Annotated in this window: 19 protein-coding genes and 1 pseudogene; 5 read left to right on the plus strand and 15 right to left on the minus strand. The window is 69.7% G+C overall.

From position 1 onward, the window contains the following. Positions 1-32: 32 nt before the first annotated feature. The 4 genes from ACSUPV_RS11335 to ACSUPV_RS11350 all read right to left on the minus strand — a co-directional run bounded on the left by ACSUPV_RS11335 (position 33) and on the right by ACSUPV_RS11350 (position 6358). Positions 33-1451, minus strand: coding sequence for a sugar porter family MFS transporter (locus ACSUPV_RS11335; RefSeq protein WP_037763904.1), 1419 nt, complete (start codon positions 1449-1451; stop codon positions 33-35). 223 nt (positions 1452-1674) lie between these two features. Then, complete coding sequence (gene smc, locus ACSUPV_RS11340) at positions 1675-5280, minus strand: chromosome segregation protein SMC (protein WP_037763905.1); 3606 nt, start codon at positions 5278-5280, stop codon at positions 1675-1677. A gap of 211 nt (positions 5281-5491) precedes the next feature. Beyond that, the gene (locus ACSUPV_RS11345) at positions 5492-5695 is read right to left on the minus strand and encodes a hypothetical protein (protein ID WP_003993245.1); all 204 of its coding nucleotides are present in this window, start codon (positions 5693-5695) and stop codon (positions 5492-5494) included. Between the two features lie 381 nt (positions 5696-6076). After that, entirely contained in the window at positions 6077-6358 is a 282-nt protein-coding gene (locus ACSUPV_RS11350) for an acylphosphatase (RefSeq protein ID WP_037763907.1), read from the minus strand. A 161-nt stretch (positions 6359-6519) separates the two neighbouring features. On the opposite strand from ACSUPV_RS11350, the gene ACSUPV_RS11355 reads away from it, so the two are divergent. After that, positions 6520-7695, plus strand: a complete 1176-nt coding sequence (locus tag ACSUPV_RS11355) for a CAP domain-containing protein (RefSeq protein WP_436947414.1) — start codon at positions 6520-6522, stop codon at positions 7693-7695. Positions 7696-7715: 20 nt separating this feature from the next. Here ACSUPV_RS11355 and ACSUPV_RS11360 read toward each other — a convergent pair whose 3' ends face one another. Genes ACSUPV_RS11360 through ACSUPV_RS11375 form a run of 4 tightly spaced genes read right to left on the minus strand, consistent with a single transcriptional unit; the run spans position 7716 to position 11099 of the window. Beyond that, positions 7716-8957, minus strand: a complete 1242-nt coding sequence (locus tag ACSUPV_RS11360; protein WP_436947415.1) for a tyrosine-type recombinase/integrase — start codon at positions 8955-8957, stop codon at positions 7716-7718. After that, positions 8957-9151 (minus strand): helix-turn-helix transcriptional regulator, encoded by a 195-nt coding sequence (locus ACSUPV_RS11365; RefSeq protein WP_436947416.1) that lies wholly within the window; start codon positions 9149-9151, stop codon positions 8957-8959. The genes ACSUPV_RS11360 and ACSUPV_RS11365 overlap by 1 nt, the downstream gene beginning before the upstream one ends. After that, a complete protein-coding gene (repSA, locus tag ACSUPV_RS11370; protein ID WP_436949893.1) occupies positions 9148-10545 on the minus strand; it encodes a replication initiator protein RepSA in 1398 nt (465 codons plus the stop codon). Before repSA ends, ACSUPV_RS11365 begins: the two co-directional genes overlap by 4 nt. 26 nt (positions 10546-10571) lie before the next feature. Continuing rightward, entirely contained in the window at positions 10572-11099 is a 528-nt protein-coding gene (locus tag ACSUPV_RS11375) for a hypothetical protein (RefSeq protein ID WP_436947417.1), read from the minus strand. A 106-nt stretch (positions 11100-11205) separates the two neighbouring features. Between ACSUPV_RS11375 and ACSUPV_RS11380 the strand changes: the two are divergent. The 3 genes and pseudogenes from ACSUPV_RS11380 to ACSUPV_RS11390 form a co-directional block, all read left to right on the plus strand. Beyond that, positions 11206-11580 (plus strand): annotated as a pseudogene (locus tag ACSUPV_RS11380) (UTRA domain-containing protein); the annotation flags it as partial. A 5-nt stretch (positions 11581-11585) separates the two neighbouring features. After that, the gene (locus ACSUPV_RS11385) at positions 11586-12134 is read left to right on the plus strand and encodes an AAA family ATPase (RefSeq protein ID WP_436949894.1); all 549 of its coding nucleotides are present in this window, start codon (positions 11586-11588) and stop codon (positions 12132-12134) included. A 509-nt stretch (positions 12135-12643) separates the two neighbouring features. After that, positions 12644-13156: a hypothetical protein gene (locus ACSUPV_RS11390; protein ID WP_436947418.1), complete on the plus strand. Its 513-nt coding sequence runs from the start codon at positions 12644-12646 to the stop codon at positions 13154-13156. 190 nt (positions 13157-13346) lie between these two features. Here the strand turns inward: ACSUPV_RS11390 and ACSUPV_RS11395 are convergent, their stop codons facing one another. After that, on the minus strand, positions 13347-13931 hold the full coding sequence (locus ACSUPV_RS11395) for a flavodoxin family protein (protein ID WP_031120944.1): 585 nt from the start codon (positions 13929-13931) through the stop codon (positions 13347-13349). A gap of 107 nt (positions 13932-14038) precedes the next feature. On the opposite strand from ACSUPV_RS11395, the gene ACSUPV_RS11400 reads away from it, so the two are divergent. Continuing rightward, positions 14039-14443, plus strand: coding sequence for a winged helix-turn-helix transcriptional regulator (locus ACSUPV_RS11400; protein ID WP_037763910.1), 405 nt, complete (start codon positions 14039-14041; stop codon positions 14441-14443). Here the strand turns inward: ACSUPV_RS11400 and mutM are convergent. The 6 genes from mutM to coaD all read right to left on the minus strand — a co-directional run bounded on the left by mutM (position 14416) and on the right by coaD (position 18868). Then, entirely contained in the window at positions 14416-15276 is an 861-nt protein-coding gene (mutM, locus tag ACSUPV_RS11405; RefSeq protein ID WP_436947419.1) for a bifunctional DNA-formamidopyrimidine glycosylase/DNA-(apurinic or apyrimidinic site) lyase, read from the minus strand. The two genes, ACSUPV_RS11400 and mutM, sit on opposite strands and share 28 nt — an antisense overlap. Positions 15277-15390: 114 nt before the next feature. Then, positions 15391-16242, minus strand: coding sequence for a ribonuclease III (gene rnc, locus ACSUPV_RS11410; protein ID WP_031120947.1), 852 nt, complete (start codon positions 16240-16242; stop codon positions 15391-15393). A gap of 7 nt (positions 16243-16249) precedes the next feature. Then, a complete protein-coding gene (rpmF, locus tag ACSUPV_RS11415) occupies positions 16250-16423 on the minus strand; it encodes a 50S ribosomal protein L32 (RefSeq protein WP_007493396.1) in 174 nt (57 codons plus the stop codon). A gap of 2 nt (positions 16424-16425) precedes the next feature. Beyond that, positions 16426-17070, minus strand: a complete 645-nt coding sequence (locus ACSUPV_RS11420; RefSeq protein WP_037763916.1) for a YceD family protein — start codon at positions 17068-17070, stop codon at positions 16426-16428. A 129-nt stretch (positions 17071-17199) separates the two neighbouring features. Next, on the minus strand, positions 17200-18267 hold the full coding sequence (locus ACSUPV_RS11425; protein WP_037763919.1) for an ATP synthase F0 subunit B: 1068 nt from the start codon (positions 18265-18267) through the stop codon (positions 17200-17202). A gap of 121 nt (positions 18268-18388) precedes the next feature. Beyond that, positions 18389-18868: a pantetheine-phosphate adenylyltransferase gene (gene coaD / locus ACSUPV_RS11430; protein WP_010044544.1), complete on the minus strand. Its 480-nt coding sequence runs from the start codon at positions 18866-18868 to the stop codon at positions 18389-18391. Positions 18869-18879: the final 11 nt, after the last annotated feature.

The following is an 18879-nucleotide window of genomic DNA, read 5'->3' on the forward strand; positions in this document are numbered from 1 at the left end:
TTGGCCCTCCTCCCCGAGTGCGCGGGACGGGCTCAGCCCATCTCCTCCAGGGCCTTGCCCTTCGTCTCCTTGACGAACTTCAGCACGAACGGGATCGAGAGCGCGGCGAACGCCGTGTAGATCACGTACGTCACGGAGAGGTTCCAGTCGGCCAGCGACGGGAAGCTCGCGGTGATGGCCCAGTTGGCGATCCACTGCGCGGCGGCGGCCACGCCCAGGGCGGCGGCGCGGATCCGGTTGGGGAACATCTCGCCGAGCATGACCCAGACGACCACGCCCCAGGACAGGGCGAAGAAGAGGACGAAGACGTGCGCGGCGATCAGGGCGATCCAGCCCTGCGTGGCCGGCAGCTTGCCGTCGACCAGGTGGTGGGAGAACGCCCAGGCCTCCAGCGCCAGGCCGACGACCATGCCGACCGAGCCGATGATCGCGAGCGGCCGGCGGCCGATGCGGTCGACGAAGATCATCGCGATGACGGTGCCGACGATGTTGATGATCGACGTGGTGAAGGAGTAGAAGAACGAGTCCGTCGGGTCGACGCCGACCGACTGCCACAGCGTCGAGGAGTAGTAGAACGCGACGTTGATGCCGACGAACTGCTGGAAGACCGAGAGGCCGATGCCGATCCAGACGATCGGCTTGAAGAAGAAGCTGCCGCCGAGCAGGTCCTTGAAGCTCGACCTGTGCTCGCTCTTCATGGCGCCCTCGATCTCGGCGACACGGGCGTCCAGGTCGATGTCCTTGCCCTCGACCTCGGTGAGGATCTCGCGGGCGCGCTCGTGCTTGCCGACGGAGATCAGGAAGCGCGGGGACTCCGGGATGGCGAAGGAGAGCAGCCCGTAGAGGATGGCCGGGATGACCATGACGCCCAGCATGACCTGCCAGGCCTCCAGGCCCATCAGCTTGCCGCGCTGGTCGCCGTCGGCGGCGTTCAGCAGGCCCCAGTTGACCAGCTGCGACACGGCGATGCCGATGACGATCGCGGCCTGCTGGAAGGAGCCGAGCCGGCCGCGGTAGGCGGGTGGGGCTACCTCGGCGATGTAGGCCGGGCCGATCACGGAGGCCATGCCGATGGCGAAGCCGCCGACGACGCGCCAGAAGGCGAGGTCGTACAGCGCGAAGGGCAGCGCGGAGCCGACGGCGCTGACGGTGAAGAGGATCGCGGCGATCTGCATGCACCGGATGCGCCCGATGCGGTCGGCTATGCGGCCGGCGGTCGCGGCGCCGACGGCGCAGCCGATGAGGGCGATGGCGATGACCTGGGCGAGGGCCGCGGAGCCGACGTCGTAGCGGTCACGGATGGCCTCGACGGCGCCGTTGATCACGGAACTGTCGTAGCCGAAGAGGAAACCGCCCATCGCGGCCGCCGCCGCGATGAAGATGACGTGCCCGAGATGCTCGGGATGAGCCGTCCTGGCTCCTGACTGGGGTGCCTGCGCTGTGCTGGTCACGTGTACTCCTCGGGCCACCGGCAACGCTGCCGGAGAGGGTCAGCCCTTCGAGGTGCCACCTGAAGGTACCTGAAGGTAAAAGGAACGTTGCCGAGACTATGCCTTCAAGTTTCGAAGTCAATAGGACAGCCGCCGTGAATCTGAGGCAGGGATGTGTCAGTGATGTGTTCAAGAAATGAAGTCATCGAGAGCCGCAGGTGAGACCGGTGTAGACCACACCCATCTAGCGGAGGCGCTGCGAGATGACCTTCGACACACCGTCGCCCTGCATGGAGACGCCGTAGAGCGCGTCGGCGACCTCCATCGTCCGCTTCTGGTGCGTGATCACGATCAGCTGGGAGGCTTCCTGGAGCTCCTGCATGATCCGGATGAGCCGCTGGAGGTTGGTGTCGTCGAGTGCGGCCTCGACCTCGTCCATGACGTAGAACGGGCTGGGCCGCGCCTTGAAGATCGACACGAGCATGGCCACGGCGGTCAGCGACCGCTCCCCGCCGGAGAGCAGGGACAGCCGCTTGACCTTCTTGCCCGGCGGCCGGGCCTCGACGTCCACGCCCGTGGTGAGCATGTTGTCGGGGTCGGTCAGCACCAGCCGCCCCTCACCGCCGGGGAACAGCCGGCTGAAGACGCCCTCGAACTCCCGTGCGGTGTCCCGGTAGGCCTCGGTGAAGACCTGCTCGACCCGCTCGTCGACCTCCTTGACGACCTGGAGCAGGTCGGCGCGGGTCTTCTTCAGGTCCTCCAGCTGTTCGCTGAGGAACTGGTGGCGCTCCTCCAGCGCCGCGAACTCCTCCAGCGCGAGCGGGTTCACCTTGCCGAGTTGCTGGTAGGCGCGCTCGGCGGCCTTCAGGCGCTTCTCCTGCTCGGCCCGGACGAACGGTTTCGGCCGGTTGCGGGGGTGCTCGGGGTCCTCCGGCAGCTCCTCCCCCTCGGCGGGGGGCGAGGGCGGCACGAGCTGGTGCGGTCCGTACTCCGCGACGAGCCCGGCCGGTTCCACACCCAGCTCCTCCAGCGCCTTGGTCTCCAGCTGCTCGATCCGCAGCCGCTTCTCGGCGCCGAGTACCTCGCCGCGGTGGACCGAATCCGTCAACTTGTCGAGTTCGGCCTTGAGGTCGCGACCCTCGGTGCGGGCGCGGGCGAGGTCCTGCTCGCGCCGGGCCTTGGCGGCCTCGGCGGCGGTGCGCTCCTCGTCGGCGCGGGCGACGGACACCTCGACGTGCGCGAGGAGCTGCCGGGCGCCGGAGGCAACGGCTTCCGCCACCGCCGCCTCGTGCCGCAGCCGGGCCCGCCGCTGCTCGGCACGCGCGCGTGCCTCGCGTTCCGCGCGGGCGGCCCGGTCGAGGGAGTCGGCCCGGCCGGCGAGGCCCTTGACCCGTTCCTCGTGCGTACGGACCTGGAGCCGGGCCTCCATCTCGGTCTGGCGGGCGTTGGCGCCGTCGGCGGCAAGCCGGTCCCGCACGGCGGTGTCGGGCTCCTCCTCGATCGGCATCTCCTCGGCGACGGCGAGCCGCTCGGCGAGTTCCTCGACCTCCTGGAGGGCCTTGTCGAGAGCCTCCTGGGCCCGGGCCGCGGCGGCGGTGGACCGCTCGGCCTCCCCCGCCGCGCCACGTGCCTGCCCGGCGAGCCGGCCGAGCTGCTGGGCGACGGCCGACTTCTCCCGGTCGGCGGCCCGGCGCCGCTCCCCCAGCTCCTCGACCAGCGCGGCGCACTCCTTGCGCCGCTCGACGGCCTCGTGCTGGGCCTCGGTCAGCTCCTCGCAGCGGACGGCCAGCTCCTCCAGCTCGGCGGCGGCCTCGTCGACGGAGGCCTGTACTTCGAGGAGGCTGGGGGCGCCCGCGGAGCCGCCGTGGGCGAAGTGGGCGCCGAGGAGGTCGCCCTCGGCCGTGACGGCGGTGAGGTCGGGGTGGGCGTAGACGAGGTCCTCGGCGTCTTCGAGGGTGCCGACGACGACGATGCCGTGGAGCAGCCGCCTGACGGCAGGCATGAGGTCCGTGGGGCCGCGGACCAGGTCTGCGGCGTAGGTGTGGCGGGTGTCTGCGGCGCCGTTGTGGCTGGTCGCGCCCACGCGGCGGCAGCCGCACGTCTGATGCGGCCCCGCGCCCCTGAGGGCGTCATCTCCTGCCAGGAGCAGGGTGGCCCTGCCACCGTCCTGTTTGCGGAGGAGTCGGATCGCGTCGGCCGCGGATGCCGGGGACGTGACCGCGATGGCGTCCGCCGCCGCCCCGAAGGCGGCGGCCAGGGCGACCTCGTGGCCCTGGGCCACCGTCAGGAGCTCCGCCGCCGGGCCGAGCAGGCCGGAGAGGCGGTCCTTCGCCGCGAGCAGTGTCCCGGTGCCGTCCTTGCGGCGCAGGCCGAGTGCCAGGGCCTCGTGCCGGGCCTGGGTGGCGGCGCGCCGACGTTCCGCCGAGGTGGCGGCCTCCCGGGCTGCCGTGAGGGCGGCCTCGGCCTCGGCGAGCTGCTGTTTCGCGGCCTCGTGCTGCTCGGCGAGTGCGACGTCGCCGGCGTCGAGGCCGTCGACCTCGGCCTTGAGCGCCTCGTATTCCTCCTGGGCGGTGACGGCACGTTCCTGCGCCTCGTCGCGGGCGGCGGCCAGGCGTTCGATCTCGGCCTGGGCGGAGGCGGCGCGGGAGCGGGCCGCGTTGACCTGGCCGCTGAGCCGGGCCAGGCCCTCGCGCCGGTCGGCGATGGCGCGGGCGGCGTCCTTCAGGCGCCGCTCCTCCTGGGCCAGTTCGCGCTCCAGCTCGGCACGGTGGGCGACCGTGTCCTCCAGGGCGCGTTCGGCGGCTTCCAGGGCCGCCTCGAGTTCGGCCTCCTGCTCGCGGATGCGGGCGGCCTCGCGCTCCATGTCCTCGGGGTCGCGGCCGCGCCGTTCCTCGGGAGGTGCGGAGGTGGCGCTCTTCACCCGGGCGTCGGCCAGCGAGATCGTGCCGCGCACCCGCTCGGCGAGCTGGGAGAGCTCGTACCAGGTCTGCTGGGCGCGCTGCAGGCGCGGCGTGAGCTGCCGTACCTCGTCCTCCAGGAGGGCCTCGCGCTGGAGCGCCCTGCGCAGCTCCTGCTCGGCGGCCTCCTTGCGCTCCTTCAGCGCGGCCTCGTCGGCGACCTCGGCCTGGAGGGCTTCGCGGAGGCGGACGAGGTCGTCGGCGAGGAGGCGCAGGCGGGCGTCGCGCAGGTCCGCCTGGATGACGGCGGCCCTTCTCGCGACCGCCGCCTGTCGGCCCAGCGGTTTGAGCTGGCGGCGCAGCTCGTCCGTGAGGTCCTGGACGCGGGCGAGGTTGGCCTGCATCGCGTCCAGCTTGCGCAGCGCCTTCTCCTTGCGCTTGCGGTGCTTGAGGACGCCGGCGGCCTCCTCGATGAAGGCGCGGCGGCCCATGGGGTCGGCGTGCAGCACGGAGTCGAGCTGGCCCTGCCCGACGATGACGTGCATCTCGCGGCCGATGCCGGAGTCGGAGAGCAGTTCCTGGATGTCGAGGAGGCGGCAGGTGTCGCCGTTGATCTGGTACTCGCTGCCGCCGTTGCGGAACATGATCCGCGTGATCGTGACCTCGGCGTACTCGATGGGCAGGGCCCCGTCGGAGTTGTCGATGGTCAGGGACACCTCGGCGCGGCCCAGGGGCGGGCGGCCGGTGGTGCCGGCGAAGATGACGTCCTCCATCTTGCCGCCGCGCAGCGACTTGGCGCCCTGCTCGCCCATGACCCAGCTGAGCGCGTCGACGACGTTGGACTTGCCCGAGCCGTTCGGTCCGACGACGCACGTGATGCCCGGCTCGAACCGGAGTGTGGTGGCCGAGGCGAACGACTTGAACCCGCGGAGGGTCAGGGCCTTGAGGTGCACGCCGCCGGACTCTACCGCCCGGGTTGGTCTCACTCCATGAACCCGCGGTTTCGCCGGTGAACGCGCAGGGCACACCAAACGTTAAAGACGGTGAAAGGATGCGTGGGGAAAGAAAGAAGGGACGCCGAGGGCGTCCCTTGCACTTCTGACAACTCAGCGGTTGTGACGGGCGGCCCGACCACTGCTGTGCTGTTGTGGAGCGATGCAGTGATCAGGTGAGCGCAGGCTCCGCCTGGTGTGCGTCAACGCTCTCCATGATCCTGTCGTGAGAAGCGGCAGCCGTCAGCGCTTCGTTCTCCGCCTGGATCCGTACGAGCTCGGATTCCAGGTCCTGGACGCGCTGCTGGAGCCGTCGCATCTCGGCGAGGAGTCGAGGGTCGGAGCCGCCGACGTAACCGAGAAGCGCCTTTGCCATGATGGATGGTCCTCCACAATGAGTGACCGACCGATGCGGTGTGGGTCGTGAGGGATTCGCACCCGCCCTGCCTGGCAGGCCTGGAGTTGTGCTGCCGTTCAGCCATGCCAAACAGCTAAGGTGCGCGGGGTGCTTTCAGCGTCTCACCAAAAAGTTTGACGGTCAACACGATCACGCCCCGTATTGGCGGGCGACCCGGGCACACACGGCCGGGAACGGCGGTGCGGCGGCTTCTGCGGGGCCCTCGGGGCGTGGCGATCATCCTTGCGTGCGGAGCCTGCCAAGGCAAGCGGTTCTGGCAATCACCAGCGAGTTTCCGTCCGGGGCGGCGTCCCGCGGCCTGTCCGTGGGCGGCCCGCGTGCCCGCCCGGCGGTACGGGGTCAGCGGATGGCGAAGCCGTCGTAGCCGCCGCGAGGTGTGTCCCAGATCTCGGTGACACCGTCCACGCGGCCGGGCGTGTCGTCACTCTGGAGCCACTCCAGCAGGCCTTCACAGCCCTCTCGCGCGCCCTCGGCGACCACTTGGACCCGTCCGTCGCCCAAATTGAGAGCAAAACCACTCAGGCCGCCGATCTCCAGGGCCTTGGCCCGGGTGAACCAGCGGAAACCCACACCTTGGACGCGTCCCCGCACCCAGGCGACCAGTCGCACATCCTCGCTCATGACTGCAACCTAACCGCCTGATCTCCCTCCGGGCACTTCCTCCACTTGCGCCATGCGGTACCGTCCCCCCTCAACGAATCTCATATGAAACTCACACGATCGAGTGAGTTTGGTGTTGATCTCGAGGACGAGTCGACCGCCAGGACGAGGAAGGCCAGGACATGGGACGCCACCGACGCTCCGCCGCCGGCCGCGCCGCCACGGGGATCACGCGGGCCGACGGCGCCGCGGAGGGCCACGAGCCGCTGCACTCCACCGCGGGAGACGCTCCGACGATGGGCATCGCGCCCTATCTGAACCCGGAGGCGTACGCCGAGAGCTACGCGAAGAGCGAGGCCTACCTGTTCGGGGCGGAGGCGTCCGCGGCGGGTGACCGCTACGAGGACACGGCCGTCTTCGCGAGCGACGGGTTCGCGAACGACCGCTTCACGAACGACCGCTTCACCACAGACGGGTTCGCGAGCGACGGCTTCACGCCCGATGGCGGTGCCCGCCGCGCCGGCGCGCACCGCCGCCGGAAGAAGGCCGCGCGTCCGATGCGCACCGGGCTGCTCGGCGTGTCCGCCGCGGTCGCCCTCGGCACGGTCGCGGTCGCCACGGGCGCGGTGCCCGGCCTCGAGAACTACAAGCTCGGCGGCAACGGCGGCGCAGACAAGGTGCAGGCCGGGGACACGCCGACGAACACCCCGATCGAGCAGGGCGGCACCTCCGGCAGCGCCGACAGCCGGGGCGACGCCCCCACCAGCCGGGACGCGGAGCGCTCCGCCTCCCCGTCGCCGTCCGCGTCGAAGTCCTCCGCCGCGCCGACGAAGACGCCTCAGAAGCCGGACAAGACGCAGGAGAAGACCCCGGAGAAGAAGCAGCCGGCGGCCACCCCCAGCGAGAAGCCGGCCGACCCGCCGTCCCGCACGGCCACCAAGGCGCCGCGGAAGCCCAGCGCCTCCGCCGCGCTCTCCGGTGAGTCCGCGGCGGCGGCCCAGGTGCTCGCGCTGGTGAACGAGGAGCGCGCCAAGGTGGGCTGCAGCCCGCTCGCCGCGAACAGCGTGCTGGCCGAGCTGGCCCGGAACTACAGCGAGGACATGGCCGCCCGGGGCTTCTTCGACCACACCGACCCGGACGGCAGGACGCCGTGGGACCGGGCCGAGAAGGCCGGGATATCCAACCTCGGCGGCGAGAACATCGCGCGCGGCCAGGCCGACGCCGCGGCTGTGATGGACGCCTGGATGAACAGCCCCGGCCACCGCGCCAACATCCTGAACTGCGACTTCAAGACGCTGGGCGTCGGTGTCGAGTTCGGGTCCGGCGGTCCCTGGTGGACCCAGAACTTCGGTTACTGAGATAACCGCAGGTCACAGAGCTAAGAGACCTCAGGGGCCGTCTCGGGGCCGTCTCCCGAGGGGTCCTCGTCCTCGAAGACGCGATCAACGGCGGCCCGAGTCCGCGTCTCACTCGACGGCATCAGGTGCGTGTACGTGCGCAGGGTGAATCCGGGGTCGTGGTGGCCCAGGTACTCACTGAGAGCCTTGATGCTCTCCCCCGCGTCCAGGAGCACCGACGCGTAGAAGTGCCGCAAGGCGTGCATGCCATTGCTGCGGTCAGCGTCGACACCGGCAGTCCGGAGAGCTGGCCGCCACACGCGGTCATTGAAGCGGTTGCGATTCAGCGCCAGGCCCTCAGCGCTGGTGAAGAGCAGCGAGGCCGTGACCGGCGGCCCGTCGAGGGTCTTCCACGGCAGGGTGATCCTCGTCGCCGGGTGCCGCTTCAGGTGACCGGCCAGCGCGAAGGCGACGGACTCCGGCAGAGGAACATCACGCTCACGTCCGCTCTTCGGCGGGGCGAACACCGCCCGGTGGCGTTGCAGCAGCTTGACCTGTCGCACGACGTGCACGACGCCACCGAGGAAGTCCACGTCTTCCACCGCCAGGCCGAAGGCTTCTCCCTGACGCAGACCGAGCCCAGCCGCGACGTTCACCAGGGCCTGGTAGGGATCCGGCAAGGCGGCGCGAACGGCCGTGACCTTGCCGACTGACCAGGGCTTGACCTTGCGCGGCTCAAGCCGAGGAGCCTTGACCGAGCGCGCGCTACACGGATTCACGCGGATGATCCGGTCTTCTACAGCGGCGGTGAACACCGTCGAGACGTGGGCGAAGATCCCGCGCCGGTAGCCAGCCGAAAGCCCACGATCTTCCAGCGTCCGCAGCCAGAGGCGCAGGTGAGAGGGCGTGAACGAGCTCATCGGCCGCGTGCCCAGGTACGGGATGGCGTGGAGCCGTAGCCGACTCTCGACCGACTCACGGGTCAGAGGGTCCGTAATCTGCGTTGCCATCCACTCGGTGGCGTACTGCTCGAACGTGACCTTGCCCGAGTCCGGATCAACGTAGTCGCCGCGCGACATGTCCGCCTCGATGTTGGCGAGCCACTGTTCCGCCTTGCGCTTCTGCTTGTCCGGGAAGCTCTTCGACTTCTCGGAGCCGTCGGGACCGAGGTACCGGGCGCGGTAGCGCAGGCCGACGCCGAAGCGATCGGTCTTGACCTTGACGGTCTTGCCGTTGGAGTCGGTCTCGACCTTGTACCAGCGGTCTTGGACGTGTCCGGCCATCAGGCTGCCTCTTCCATCTGGGACTCGACCCAGACGCGGACGTCTTCGGGGTCGAAGCGGAGGTGCCGGCCGACGCGGAAGCCACGCGGTCCGGTCTGCTTGCGGCGCCACTGGTAGACGGTCTCGACCGGGACGCCGAGGAGGTCGGCCAGGTCGACCGGGGTCAAGTAGCGGTCGGGCAGCGAGCGCCTCATGCCCACACCTCCATGTCGTCCATGTCGTGCAGGTCAGCGAGTGCTTCGCGTGCTGTCTCGCGGTTCAAGCGCAGGTCCCGGGCGATGCTGGCGGCGAGCCAGGATTCACCGGGGCTGTGGCCCTGTCCGGCGTAGGTCCAGTGGGCGAGGACGAGCGTGGAGCCCTCCGAGTCGTCGAGGTCTTCGGAGAGCCCGCGTTCGCGGCGTTCCTGTCGGGCCCGGAAGTCAGCCCGCGCCTGGCGCAGCGTGCCGAGGGTGGTGGAGTAGCTGCGGGATTTGGTGGAGAAGTGGCCGCGGAAGCCGAGCATGTGAGCCCACCGGGCCAGCAGCCGTTCCGGATAGGCGTCATCCAGCGCCCAGCATGCTTCGATGAGCCGCCGGGTGTGCGCAGGCAGCGGCAGCTTGTCCAGCTCGGACAGCTCCCCGATCCGGCGATCCACGGTGCCGGTGGTCTCGGCCGCCTTGGTGGCGTACTTGGCCACGTAGGAGGCGACCGCCTGTTCGGTCAGTTCCTCGTGACCCAGAGCCCCGATGGACTGCACGTCGACCTGAGAGCCCCAGCGCAGGACCCGCGCCGGATGGTCACCAGAGGCAGGCACTGGCACCGAGACCCGCCCGGCGGCGGCCCGGATCGCATCATCCAGTAGAGCCACCGTGGCCCACGCTGGCGGAGCAGTGTCAGGACCGGCCGGGCCGTCCAGGCGCACCACGGCATGGAAGTGCACGGCCCCGCGCTTTTGGAACTCGGCGACCTTGCCGAATGAGACCCGGCATACCTCTCGCAGCGCCGACTGTGTCAGGCCCGCCCGTGCGGCGATCTCCCGGCGCAGGTAGATGGTGAAGCGCCGCCACAGGTCACCGGCGTAGTTGTTGAACAGCACCGACCCCGCGTAGTCGTACCGCTCCGAGTCGAGCGCCGTACCAAGCGCCGGGTCATCCTCGGCGTGGGAGCCCCCGCAGCGGCAGCGTCCGGAGTCGGGGCGGTTGTGGACTGGGCCGAACGAGGGCGCGGTGAGGGTGGCAAAGACGCGCGGGTGATCCCGCACGGTCGCGGGCACATCTTTGCGTTCGTCGCCCGTGATCCCGGCCCGGATCAGGTGATAGGTGTCGCCCGCGTAAGTCCAGGCGCAGGCCGGGCAGCGTGAGGCCCGCCGGTTGCCGCAGGCGACCCTCAGCATGCCGCCCGGCTCGTGGTCGGTGCTGTAGGAGTACAGCACGTCACCGGTCTTGGCATCGCGGGTCACGGTCTGGCCCATGAGCCGGATCGGGTTAGCGCAGCCGCCGGTACGGCGCACTTGTTCCTGCCACCGATCGAAGCCGGGCGCGTTCGCCACCCGCAGCAGGTCTGCCAGGGTCACAGGGTTAACGCCCATGGAGGCCGCAGCACCGGCCACGGCCTCCGGAGGGACGGGGAACACCGTCACGCGGCACCCCCGCACAGCGAGCACGGCCCGTAGCCCTCCTCGTACCAGTCGGCATCCACGTCGACGGCCCAGCACGCCCACACCTGCCGGGTGTCGCCGCACTCGGGGCACGGCCCGTCCAGCAGGAACCGACCGCCACGCTCGCGAGCCTCATCACTCATGGAGGCGAAGTGCGTAACGAGCGCGGCCAGTTCCCCGGCCCGCCGGTCGCGCTTGCGGTTCGGGAACCGCTCGGCGTGGGCCCGCTTCTGCTCAGCCGTGACCCTCTTTCGCGCCTCAAGACGCCGGTACCCCGCCTCCAGCGCGGCGACGTGGCGGAGCCGGTCCAGCCCCATACGAGTGGCCCCCTGGATGATCCAGGCGACAAGGCACTGCTCGTCCCCGCGCTTGTAGCGGTAGCCGTCCGGCAGGTCCGAGGCGTACAACGCCACAGTCCGCTCACCGTTCGACAGGTCTTCGACCGACACGGACGGCACAGATAAACCGGCCGAGGAGACGTGCTGAGCAACCAGAGTTGCGGGCATGATGGGACTTCCCTTCGAGGGAGCCAGGGGCGGCGGTTCTTCTTGGCGGTTGAGGCGCCGTCCCTGGGCAGGCCGTTGGTGGTGCCGGATCTCTCATTCATGCGGCGTGATCCGGCGCAGCCGGGTCTACCGCGACCGGCATGGAATCGTCGCGCACTCGACCTCATGGATTCCCGTCCGGTACGGAGAGCTGATCCCACAACTCACGAGCAGTGAGCGACTGACCGGGGGAACGTCGCTGCAACTCATCGCGCAGGCAACCGGACGCCCCATCACGCACCGTTTCGACACCGCGTCGGCTCGGTTGCTCACGCCCGAGGACGCGCAGTTGTTGGAGCTGGATCCCGAGGCGGCGCCGCGGGACCCGGTGGTCGTCATGACTGCGAAGTTCGTCGACAGTGAAGGCACGGTCGTTGAGTACGGTGTCGACCTCGGCGGCCCCGGCCGTACGTGGCAGACAGCATCGGAAGTCACCCAGTGACCGCCGTGGACAGCGCTCGTCAACCGTTCTGCGTCCTCATGGCAGGGCTTCCCGGCTCAGGGAAGACCACTCTGGCCCGTGCACTGACAGCACGAGGGTTCGTCCGACTCTGCCCTGATGAAGAGATGTTCCGCCGACATGGGGTGTACGGGGTGGACTTCCCCCGAGGAACGTTCCCGACCCTTGAGCGACCGATCCTCAAAGAGACATCGGTGGAGCTCCGTGAGCAGCTCCAGGCCGGGCACGATGTGGTCGTGGACCATGGCTTCTGGACGCCGGAAGACCGTGCTCACTGGCGCTCGGTTGCGACCGAAGGCGGAGGAGTTTCGGTCGTGGTCTACCTCGAGGCCAGCCACGAGGAACTGTGGTCCCGCGTGAGCAAACGCAATGCTCGGCATGAGGACGACCCGAACTCGATCTACTTCGCCGAAAGCGACCTGATCCGCTATCGCAAGCGATTCGTTGCCCCGAAGCCCGACGAACCGCACCTCGTCTACGACGGGTACCCTGAGTCTGTCCTTAAGGCGCTGCAATCGGAGCTAGGCCGCTCGTAGCCGGGACCAGAGACCGCCAGGGCACGAGTTACAGGTTTCTCTACCTCATCAAGCCCCGGCTGCGCTCCGCTCCGCCGGGCGCGCTTCCCGGCTCCGCTGCGGGCGCCGCTCCTGCCTTCGGCCCGCTCCGCCCGCGCTGCGCCGACGCGCGCCCTGGTAAGGGTTGGCCGGGCGGCGTGAGGGTCAGAACACGTCGTGGCTGGGGCGGTCGGCTCCACGGCTTTAGGCAGCCACTTTGGGGCGAGCCTCTAAGATCATGGCCCCAACGTCGTGCTTTAACGGGCAGGTCCACAGACTGCCCGACTCGCCGGAAGCTTACGGGGCCATGATCACTCGCCCCAAAGCAGCTCCAGCCCAAAGCCGCTACGCCGACCGCGCAGGTACCTGCGGGTGCACGGACAGCAGGCGAACGCCCCACAGTCACGCAATCGAAACTGTGAGCTCAGAGGCGCCCGTCAACATCCGGTTACATTGCGGCTTCAGGCTGAACATCTCAGTAGTCTCGCGGCATGATCTCAGACGCGGTCGTGGTCGGCATTCTTACTTTCATCGGGACTGCGCTGGCCACGGGAGCGGGGTTCTGGCAGTGGCAGCGGACGCAGGCCCGTGAAGCTCGGGCCACCTTTCGTACTCAGCGGGTAGATGCGCTGCGGGAGGTTTGGGAGGCGCTGTCATCCTTCGAGGAAGCACAACGGATTTCCATCGCGCACCCCGATGCCGCGACCGAGCCCGAGACAGGGAGGCTCGCACAGATCAATCTCCTGCTGCTGCGACGTTCGCCGTTCCTGCGATCGGACGAACAGGAGTGGGCTCAGGCCTTTGCTCAGCGCCTAACAGAGATCGATGCGTTGCTCCGGGCGGGACTGAACGACGATTGTCCTACCGATTCAGAGTGGTGGGCGACGAGCCGTGAGCTCCCACCCGCGACCCACGTCGCGTCCACAGCGGCGTATCAACTCCGGACCCTACGCGGCAAGTTGGGTGAGCGCTATGCAGCAGTGATGCAAGGAGAACACGAATAGGCCGCCATCCAACCCCGCCCACTCCACCTACAGGCCGGGCCGTCTGGGGGCCGTCAAAGGGCGCTCAACGACAACCAACGCTGACAACCGCCGACAGCTAAGTCGCAGGTCGCAGCGTTGATCGATTGCAAGGCCGCAGGTCAGAGACCCGGCCCTTCACTTCTTCGGTTACTGAGGCCCGGCACGGGGCTCAGGCGGCGGCCAGGCCCCTGAGGAAGACCCTGGCCGTCTCCGTCACGCGGCGGCCCAGCTGCTCGGCCGTGGCGATGTCGGCCTTGTGGACGGCGTCGGGGCCCTCGTCGGCGTTGGTCTGGGCGGCGGCACCGGTGAAGACGCCGAGGCGGTTCAGGTCGTGCTCGGAGCCGGTGCTGCTGTTCCAGCCCGGGAGCAGGCCGAGGTTGACCCAGTGCATGCCGAGCTGCGCGGCGAGGATCTGGAAGTACTGCAGGGTGTGCAGCTTGTCGCCGCTCTTGGAGGCGGAGTTGGTGAAGCCGGCGGCCAGCTTGTCCTTCCACGCCTGGGTGGCCCAGCGCTTCGAGGTGGCCTCCGCGAAGACGTGGAAGGCCCCGGACGCGGTGCCCATGTAGGTCGGCGATCCGAACACGATGGCGTCCGAGCGGTCGAGGATCGCCCACTGCTCCTCGGTGATCTCGTCGACCTTGATCAGGTGCACCTCGGCGCCGGCCGCGACGGCACCGGCCCGGACGGCCTCGGCGATGACGGCGGTGTGGCCGTAGCCGGAGTGGTAGGCGAGGGAGACAACAGGGGTGGTCACGTGCGTACTCCTGAAATGGGCAGGCCGGAAGCAATGACCAAAGGAAAGCACTAACTTTTGGTTAGTGCAACCTGTTGGTTAGCGCTGTGCTGGCGTAGGCTGGGCATATGACCACCACCCAGGAGCGCGGGGAAGGGCTCGACGACCTCCCGTACAACGTGTTCGCCAAGGCCTGTCCCTCGCGCGGCACGCTGGAGCACGTCACGGGCCGCTGGGGCGGACTCACGCTGGGCGCCCTGTACGAGGGCTCGCTGCGCTTCAACGAGCTGCGCCGCCGCGTCGACGGCGTCAGCGAAAAGATGCTCTCCCAGACGCTGCACGCGCTGGAGCGCGACGGCCTGGTGCACCGCGAGGCCCAGCCGACCAACCCGCCCCGCGTGGACTACGAACTGACGCCGCTGGGGCGCGGGATCGCCGAGCGGCTGCTGGACCTCATCCACTTCGTGGAAGGCCGGATGGACGACGTGCTCGCCGCGCGCGAGCGCTACGACGAGACCCGCGGCGCCCGCTGACACGTCGGGCAGAAGTAGCTCGACCGGTTCATCCAGGCCCGGCGGCGCAGGGGCGTGCCGCAGCGCCGGCAGGGCAGGCCCTCACGGCCGTACGCGTCGAGGGACCGGTCGAAGTAGCCCGACTCGCCGTTGACGTTGACGTAGAGGCTGTCGAAGCTGGTGCCGCCCACGGCGAGGGCCGCGTTCATCACGTCCCGTACGTGGCCCAGGAGCATCAGGGTGCGCGGGCGCGTGAAGGTCGCGGTCGGGCGCTCGTAGTGGATGCGGGCGCGCCACAGGGCCTCGTCCGCGTAGATGTTGCCGACGCCGCTGATCAGCGACTGGTCGAGCAGGGCCCGCTTGATCGTGGACCGCTTGCGGCGCAGCGCCTGGTGGAAGGCCTCGTCGTCGAAGAGCGGGTCGAGCGGGTCACGGGCGATGTGCGCGATGACGTCGGGCAGCCCGTCGGGGGTGTTGTCGTGCAGCGACAGGCCGCCGAAGGTGCGCTGGTCGACGAAGCGGAGTTCGGTGTCGAGGGCGCCGGTGAAGCGGACGCGGATGCGCAGGTGCTTCTCGTCCGGGGCCGTGTGCGGCTGGACCAGCAGCTGGCCGCTCATGCCGAGGTGGGCCAGGATCGACTGGTCCGTGTCCTCCAGGGGCAGCCACAGGTACTTGCCTCGGCGGCTCGGGACGCCGATGCGGTGGCCCTTGAGCCGGTGCGCGAAGTCGTCGGCGCCACCGAGGTGGCGGCGCACGGCGCGCGGGTGCAGCACCTCGGTCTCGGCGACGGTCCGGTGGGCGACCCACCGCTCCAGGCCGCGCCGTACGACCTCGACCTCGGGCAACTCGGGCATGGGCATCCCCCGTCACGAACCTGCGGACGACCCGAGCGCCCGCCCCCGGGCAGGGGCGGGCGCTCGGGTGCGCTGTGCTGTGGCCGGACGCCCGGTGCGGGCGGCCGGCTCGTATCAGCCGTCGACGGTGCTGCCGTCGACGGCCGTGTGGGCGGCCTGCGCGGCTGCCGTCTGCGTCGCCTCGGCGTCCTTCGCCGCCTTGGCGCGCTCGTCCGCCGCGGCCCGGATGGACCGCCAGGCGGACTCGGCGGCCTGCTGCTCCGCCTCCTTCTTGCTGCGGCCGGTGCCGGTGCCGTACGAGACGCCTCCGACGCGGGCGGCAGCAGTGAAGGTCTTCTCGTGGTCGGGGCCGGTCTCCGTGACCAGGTACTCGGGGACGCCGAGCCCCTCGGTCGCGGTGAGCTCCTGGAGACTGGTCTTCCAGTCCAGGCCGGCTCCGAGGTTCGAGGACTTCTCGATCAGGGGGTCGAACAGGCGGTGCACCAGCTCCGCCGCCGATTCCAGGCCCTGGTCGAGGTAGACCGCGCCGATCACCGCTTCCAGGGTGTCGGCGAGGATGGACGCCTTGTCCCGCCCGCCCGTGCCCTCTTCACCGCGGCCGAGCCGGATGAAGGAGCCCAGGTCGAGCCCGCGGCCCACCTCGGCGAGCGCACGCGAGTTCACCACCGCGGCCCGCAGTTTGGCCAGCTGGCCTTCCGGCAGGTCGGGGTGGGTGCGGTACAGCGTGTCCGTGACCACGAGGCCGAGGACGGAGTCCCCGAGGAACTCCAGGCGCTCGTTGGTCGGCAGACCGCCGTTCTCGTATGCGTACGACCGGTGGGTCAGTGCGCGCACCAGAAGGGCGGACTCGACCTTGTAGCCGAGCCGCCCTTCCAGAAGCGTGTGGGACGAGGCCTGGTTGTCCGCCGGAGCACTCCCGCTGACGCGGGAAGACTTGTTCTTAGGCGTGGACACAGTGCCTCTCACCAGCCGCTCAGACCTCGAGGACCTGGCGCTTGTTGTAGGTGCCGCACGACGGGCACGCGATGTGCTGCAGCTTGGGCTCGTGGCAGCGCTCGCACGCAACCAGGGTGGGGACCGCAGCCTTCCACTGCGACCGGCGGTGGCGCGTGTTGCTGCGCGACATCTTCCGCTTCGGAACAGCCACGGCTACTTCTCCTGCTTCTCGTCGACGCCCGCTTCGGCGCCGCTCATCTCGTCCTTCTCGCCGTCCGACATGGTGTCGGCGAGTCCCTGCAATGCCGCCCAACGGATGTCGACGGCGTCGTGGTGGTGGTCCGGGTCGTCCGCCAGCCGCGCGCCGCACTCGGCGCACAGACCAGGGCAGTCTTCCTGGCACACCGGCTGCATCGGCAGTGCGAGCACCACCGCATCACGCAGCACGGGCTCGAGGTCGAACAGGCCGTCCTCGAGGAAGAGCCTGTCCTCGTCGTCCTCGGCGTCGTCGCCCGGTTCCGCGATCACGCGGCCCCGGTCGTCGGCGTCAGGGTACGAGAACATCTCCTGGAAGTCCGCTTCGAGCTGCTGCTCCAGCGGCTCCAGACACCTTACGCACTCCCCCTCGGCCGTGGCACGGGCGGTGCCTGTGACGAGCACCCCTTCCATGACCGACTCCAGGCGGAGTTCCAGCTCCACCGGGGCGCCTTCCGGCACTCCGATGACTCCCTTGATACCGAGGTCCTGGGGAGCGTCGACCGTACGGGTCAGGCGCTGCAGCGCACCAGGCCGCCGACCCAGCTCGTGCGTGTCGAACACGAGGGGGTTGCGGTGGTCGAGGCGGGCGTTCAGGGCCATTCCTGCTTTCGATCTGCTGAGCTCGGGGGGACGCCGCCCTTCGGTGTTCCCGGGCAGCGGTGATCGCGGACGTACTCGCGACCGAAGAGCCAGGATACTGGACCTTTCGCCGTCGGCCCAATCCGGTGCTCAGCCCTGGCCGCGGCCCTGCTCGTAGGCCCGCAGCTGCTCGGCGCTGATCATGCTGGTGTCGAAGAGGCTGGTCTCGTCCAGGGCGTATCCCTGGTGGCCCTGGTGACTCTGGTGCCCCTGCTGCGGCTGCTGCTGTGCCTGGTTCGGGTCGTAGCCGCCCTGCTGGGGGTCGTAGCCCTGGTAGGCGTAGGGATCGGCCTGCTGGTAGCCGTACGGGTCCTGCTGGGCGGCGTAATCCGGCTGCTGGTAGCCGCCGTAGGGGTCGGGCTGCTGCTGGTAGCCGTAGGCAGGCTGGGGCTGTGCGTAGTCCTGCTGCTGGGCGGGCTGCTCGGCCGGGGGCTTCTCCTCCGCGAGGGCGGCCAGGCCGGCGAGGTAGTCGGCGTCGCTGGAGTGCTGGACGGTGCTGGTGTCGTCGGCGAGGGCGCCGAGGTCGTCGGTGGCGATCCGGCCGTGCAGCTTCTGCCGGCCGCGGCCGACGGCCTCCAGGGTCTTGGCGAGGACCGCCTCGAACGCGCCGAGCTTGGCGTCGACGTACTCGTCGGCGGTACGGCGCTGGGTCTCCGGGTCGTGGCTGCGCTCGGGGGCGTCCTCGTCCTCGTAGCCCTGCTCGTCGGTGCCGGGGCCGGTGCCGAGGAGCTTCTCGCGGCCGCGGCCGACGGAGCCGAGGGTCTTGGTGAGGACGACCTCGAAGTTGGCGAGCTTGGAGTCGACGTAGTCGTCGGCCTCGGCGCGGATCTCCTCGGCCTCCTGGCGGGCCTCGGCGAGGATCCGGTCGGCCTCGGCCTGGGAGCGGCGGGCGACCTCGGTGTCGGAGATCAGCGAGCCCCGCTCGGCGTGCGCGCTCTCGATGATCCGCTGGGCCTCCTGGCGGGCCTGCTCGACCATCTGCTCGCGGCCGCCGATCAGCTCCTGGGCCTGGGCGAGGGAGTCGGGCAGCGCCGCGCGGACCTCTTCCAGCATGGAGAGCAGTTCGGCGCGGTTGACCACGCACGAGGCCGACATGGGCATGGACCGGGCGCCGGAGATCGCGGTGACGATCTCGTCGAGCTTCTTCTGCACGTCCACCGTGTGCTCGCCATTCTCTACAGATGCGTTGGAGACGGACGGGACGACTGTACGGCCACGGGGTCACCGGCGGACACCGGGTGACGGCTTGTCAGGCTCCCGGGGGGCGCCCGGGGCGCGTTCAGTCCTTCCGCAGGCGCTCGGTGAGGGCCTGGAGGACCTCGGCGGGCACCAGGTGGGAGACGTCGCCGCCCCAGGTCGCGACCTCCTTGACCAGGGAGGACGACAGGAAGCTGTAGGTGGGGTTGGTGGGGATGAAGAGGGTCTCCACGCCCGAGAGGCCGTTGTTCATCTGGGCCATCTGCAGCTCGTAGTCGAAGTCGCTGACCGCGCGCAGGCCCTTCACGATGGCCGGGATGTCGCGCTGCTTGCAGAAGTCGACGAGCAGGCCGTGGAAGGCCTCGACGCGGACGTTGCCGTACTCGGCGGTGACCCGGCGGATCAGGTCGATCCGCTCGTCGATCTCGAAAAGGCCCTTCTTCGACTGGTTGATCATCACCGCGACGTAGACCTCGTCGTACAGCCTGGAGGCGCGGGAGATGATGTCGAGGTGTCCGTTGGTGATCGGGTCGAACGACCCGGGACAGACGGCGCGGCGCACTTGTGATCCCT

It is taken from the genome of Streptomyces sp. SudanB52_2052 (assembly GCF_964272415.1).
Lineage (GTDB): Bacteria > Actinomycetota > Actinomycetes > Streptomycetales > Streptomycetaceae > Streptomyces > Streptomyces olindensis.